Here is a 3,992-nt window from a genome sequence, read left to right on the forward strand (position 1 = left end):
TTCACTCTCTACAAAACCACCAACATCACCTGCTTTAACTTTTCCAAAGCTTCTCAATGCACGAATGCGGTGAAGAGTTTTTCCAGCAAACTCAATTGTTTCATCAGTAAGTTCGTATTTCTTTTCTACAGCCATCTTTATCTCCTTAATGCTGCAATCTATCGCCCGTCTGATCAACACCGCGACTTTTAGAAATTGAAGAAAAATTCTCTTGATACCAATCGCTAGGACTTATGTAATTATCAGTAACTTCTGCTATTTTTTGTATTATCCTAGGATGCGGAAATCGCTTCTTATTCACATAGCGTGCTATAGATGCTTGTGTAACACCTACCAAAATCGCAAACTCGGCATAAGTAATATTATTCTTTGATAAATACAGTTTTAGTTTAGACATTCCTCTTTTTACCATATTGGTATTATTAAGACAAGCATATTTTACCATATTGGCATTTGAAAGGATATTTTTTTTAATTAGGATAAGAATCATGAATAATTTGAAATTTTTCAGACAAAAAGTAGGTTTAACTTTAAAAGAATTAGCCGAATTGGTAGGGACTAGTCAGCCACAAATTTTTCGTTTAGAAAATGGACAACGAAAATTAACAAAGGAGTGGGCTGTACGTTTGGCGCCACACTTAAAAATTACCCCCAAACAACTGTTGTTTTCAGGAAATAAGCCTAATAGCTTAGATGAACAAATTGAAGATATGTTAGAGCATCTAAGCTACGATAATAAGGTTAAACTTCTTGATCTCCTTTCTTCATTTTATCAAGATAAAAAAGAATAAACTCTCTTTTTTCATCTTCTGTCAATTTATCCCATAGTTCTAATATTTGCGTATTAATTGACCATTTTTCATCCATTTTTTCTACTCTAAAAAAATATAAAATAAAAAAATAACCATTTTGGTATTGACTTTAAATTACCGTTTTGGTATCAAATATCCCATATCTTAGAAAATAACTTTTGCCAATAGGCAGTATGGAGGCATTTGTGAATAAACCAGTGTTTATAAATTCTGATGAAATTCTCTTAGTGATGTGCGAAAATGAAGAACAAAATCTCGCTAAATCTGGTCCTTTATTAGAAGAAAAGGACATTATCAATTTTATCGACCAAACCGATAATGCTGTCCAAATTTTGCGCGTAGAACCAACGACTAATCGTTGCGAAGATATCTCTGAAGATATTGCCGAATGCTATCTGAAAGAATGTGAAGAGCAATGTTTCAACGGCAATATACCTCACGACTTTGTTAAAGACAGTAACGCATACGGTTTTTTTTTAGAAGAAATCGAACAGCAGCGATATGAAGATGAAACTTACGGGACTTATGAACAGCAGCACCGTCTAACTCTTTCGGATGTCATTCCAAATTACCCACATTATACAGGGCGCTTTTAAAAACGCCCTCCTCTTTCCTCTTATTAAATGATCGGATGGAGTAAACTTATGAATAATCCTATCGCTATTACAAATAACACCATTAACGAAGAAAGCGTTCAGACAGTAAATGCACGTGAATTACATGTCTTTTTGGAGAGTAAACAAGATTTTTCTACTTGGATAAAAAAACGTATTATGACCTATGCTTTCCTTGATGGAAGGGACTTTATTCGCTTCCACAAAAAAATGGAAGCGAACAATGCCATAGCAGTAGAATACTATCTTACCTTAGACATGGCGAAAGAGCTTGCCATGGTCGAGCGTAATAAAAAAGGAAAGCAAGCAAGAGAATACTTTATCGAATGCGAACGGCGTGCAAAGCAAGTTGTTACACCGCAAATCGATTACTCAAGTCCACAAGTAATGTTAGGTGTATTAACTCATCTAAAAAATGAAAATGAGCGTAAAGACATCATCATTGAAGATTTAAAACCAAAAGCCATGGCTTTGGAAAGCTTACAACGCTCTGAAGGGCTCTTCGGTCTTACAGAAGCCGCTAAAGTGCTCGAAATGCAACCAAAACAGTTCATTCTCTTCTTACAGAAAAAAAGATGGGTTTATCGACGCACTTTCGGGGCTCACTTATTGCCTTATCAAGACAAAATCCAAAAAGGACTAATGGATTGCTCAACCCTCACTATTCAAACCGAAAATGGAACTGAAAAAGTCATTCCTTCCGCAAAAATCACCACAAAAGGCATGGGACTGCTGTCTCAANTAAAGCAGACGACCTAGGCGGCTATATCGAGAAAGAAGACAATCTAAGTCATCATGGTAATTGCTGGATTGGGGATTATGCAAAAGTCTATGGTGATGCCAAGGTTTTTGGTAATGCTAAGGTTTACGAAAATGCACAAGTTTACGGTTATGCACATGTTTACGGCAATTCTCGTATTTATGGCAAAGCAAAAGTTTTCGATGAACCATGCATTTACGGTCATGCAGAAGTTTACGGTGATGCATATATTTGCGGTGAACCGCACGTTTTTGATAATGCAGAAGTTTATGGTAATGCACAAGTTTACGAAGAGCCATACATTTACGATAGGGCGCGTGTTTACGGCAATGCAGAAGTTTCCGGTGATGCGCATGTTTACGGTCATGCAAAAATTTACGGTGATGCATGTGTATGTTGGGACGACTGGATTGATGGCGATAAAAGAATCTCAACTGGAGAAAAGACCAGATGAAAAAATACGAACTTACTGATGAAAAAATTGTGTTTGATGGAAGAACTCTTCACCGAATTAGAGCATTAAGAGACTTTGGATATGTCAAAAAAGGTGACCTAGGCGGTTTTATAGAAAAAGAGAGCAACTTAAGCCATAAGAGAGACTGTTGGATTTTTGGCAATGCACAAGTTTACGGTGATGCCAAGGTTTATGATGATGCGCGGGTTTATGGGAATGCACGCGTTTATGGCAATGCACAAGTTTCTGATTATGCCGAAGTTGGTGGTGCTTCTGTTGGAGATAATGCCAAGGTTTTTGACTATGCGCGGATTTATGGGAATTCTGTTATAGGGGAAAGTGTACACGTTTACGGAAATGCTAAAATTTACAATCAAGCATATATTTGCTGTCGTGTAAACATTGCTGGAAATTGTAAAATTAGTGGCTCCACCGTAATCGTAGAACGTGAAAAATAGTAATCATGGAAAAGAAATACGAACTTACTGATGAAAAAATTGTGTTTGATGGAAGAACTCTTCACCGAATTAGAGCATTAAGAGACTTTGGAAGAGTCAAGAAAGGTGACCTAGGCGGCTTTATAGAAGGTGAGAGCAACTTAAGTCATGAAGGAGACTGTTGGGTTTATGATGATGCCATGGTTTATAGCGGTGCAAAAGTTTACAACAATGCCAAGGTATTTGATAACTCAAAAGTTTGTTATTTTGCAAATATTTATGAAAATGCAACAATTCATCATAACGCAAAAATATATGGTGGTCGTATTTTTGGAAAAGCACATGTTTACGAAAACGCAAGTGTTCATTGCAATGCAGAAGTGTATGGTAACGCACACATTTACGGAGATTCAGAGGTTCGTGGAGGCAGTATTATCACAACGAGCGAGAGAAGATAATTATTATGTATAGATATGAAATTAAACCTACTTTGTGTTCGCAGTTAGTTGTGAGAAATACCCACAATCCAAGTGAACTTTGTATAACGATCTCTGGAGATAAGGGCGAGCCCTATGTAGATACCATAATCTCTAAAGACAAAATAGATGCCTTCTTAAGTGAAGAGAATATCGTGCCAATGGAACTCATAGGATCGCAATGCTTTGCATTTTCATACGAATTCAGACCGTTTGCATGCACTAGATTTGAAATGATACCACCCAATTCAGATGAATCTTTCTTGTTGACGCTATATTCTGATCATTGTGCATATATAAAACGCATTCCAATTGATCGGATTGTACAACCTGTAAAGACAAAACTCTAACACCCCAAAACCAGCCTTTTAACAGATGCGTGATTCACGCCACGGGTGAATTGCGCGCAATGTAGGAAATCAAGATGACAAATTCTACT

At 36.9% G+C, this 3,992-nt stretch carries 7 protein-coding genes; 6 read left to right on the top strand and 1 reads right to left on the bottom strand.

Annotation, left to right across the window (positions count from 1 at the left end):
- Positions 1 to 145 precede the first annotated feature (145 nt).
- Entirely contained in the window at positions 146 to 397 is a 252-nt protein-coding gene (locus ACFIMG_RS06950; protein WP_375612601.1) for a helix-turn-helix domain-containing protein, read from the bottom strand.
- Positions 398 to 488: 91 nt separating this feature from the next.
- Here ACFIMG_RS06950 and ACFIMG_RS06955 point away from each other — a divergent pair, with 91 nt between their 5' ends.
- From ACFIMG_RS06955 to ACFIMG_RS06980, 6 genes are all read left to right on the top strand, one after another.
- A complete protein-coding gene (locus tag ACFIMG_RS06955) occupies positions 489 to 791 on the top strand; it encodes a helix-turn-helix domain-containing protein (protein WP_375678386.1) in 303 nt (100 codons plus the stop codon).
- A gap of 206 nt (positions 792 to 997) precedes the next feature.
- Positions 998 to 1,408: a hypothetical protein gene (locus tag ACFIMG_RS06960; RefSeq protein ID WP_375678387.1), complete on the top strand. Its 411-nt coding sequence runs from the start codon at positions 998 to 1,000 to the stop codon at positions 1,406 to 1,408.
- A 48-nt stretch (positions 1,409 to 1,456) separates the two neighbouring features.
- A complete protein-coding gene (locus ACFIMG_RS06965; protein ID WP_375693590.1) occupies positions 1,457 to 2,185 on the top strand; it encodes an antA/AntB antirepressor family protein in 729 nt (242 codons plus the stop codon).
- Between the two features lie 302 nt (positions 2,186 to 2,487).
- A complete protein-coding gene (locus tag ACFIMG_RS06970; protein WP_375693591.1) occupies positions 2,488 to 2,640 on the top strand; it encodes a hypothetical protein in 153 nt (50 codons plus the stop codon).
- Positions 2,637 to 3,098, top strand: coding sequence for a hypothetical protein (locus tag ACFIMG_RS06975; protein ID WP_375677174.1), 462 nt, complete (start codon positions 2,637 to 2,639; stop codon positions 3,096 to 3,098). The genes ACFIMG_RS06970 and ACFIMG_RS06975 overlap by 4 nt, the downstream gene beginning before the upstream one ends.
- Before the next feature lie 5 nt (positions 3,099 to 3,103).
- Positions 3,104 to 3,535 carry a hypothetical protein gene (locus ACFIMG_RS06980; protein WP_375640466.1) on the top strand — a complete coding sequence of 144 codons (432 nt, stop codon included), beginning with the start codon at positions 3,104 to 3,106 and terminating at the stop codon, positions 3,533 to 3,535.
- Positions 3,536 to 3,992 lie beyond the last annotated feature (457 nt).

Origin of the sequence: Bartonella sp. AP11XZML (genome assembly GCF_042196445.1) — a bacterium.
Classification (GTDB): Bacteria; Pseudomonadota; Alphaproteobacteria; order Rhizobiales; family Rhizobiaceae; genus Bartonella.

What these genes read in the sequence shown, in the direction of transcription:
- ACFIMG_RS06950 (WP_375612601.1), bottom strand. Translation starts at nt 397, where the DNA reads ATGTCTAAACTAAAACTGTATTTATCAAAGAATAATATTACTTATGCC.
- ACFIMG_RS06980 (WP_375640466.1), top strand. Translation starts at nt 3,104, where the DNA reads ATGGAAAAGAAATACGAACTTACTGATGAAAAAATTGTGTTTGATGGA.
- ACFIMG_RS06955 (WP_375678386.1), top strand. Translation starts at nt 489, where the DNA reads ATGAATAATTTGAAATTTTTCAGACAAAAAGTAGGTTTAACTTTAAAA.
- ACFIMG_RS06975 (WP_375677174.1), top strand. Translation starts at nt 2,637, where the DNA reads ATGAAAAAATACGAACTTACTGATGAAAAAATTGTGTTTGATGGAAGA.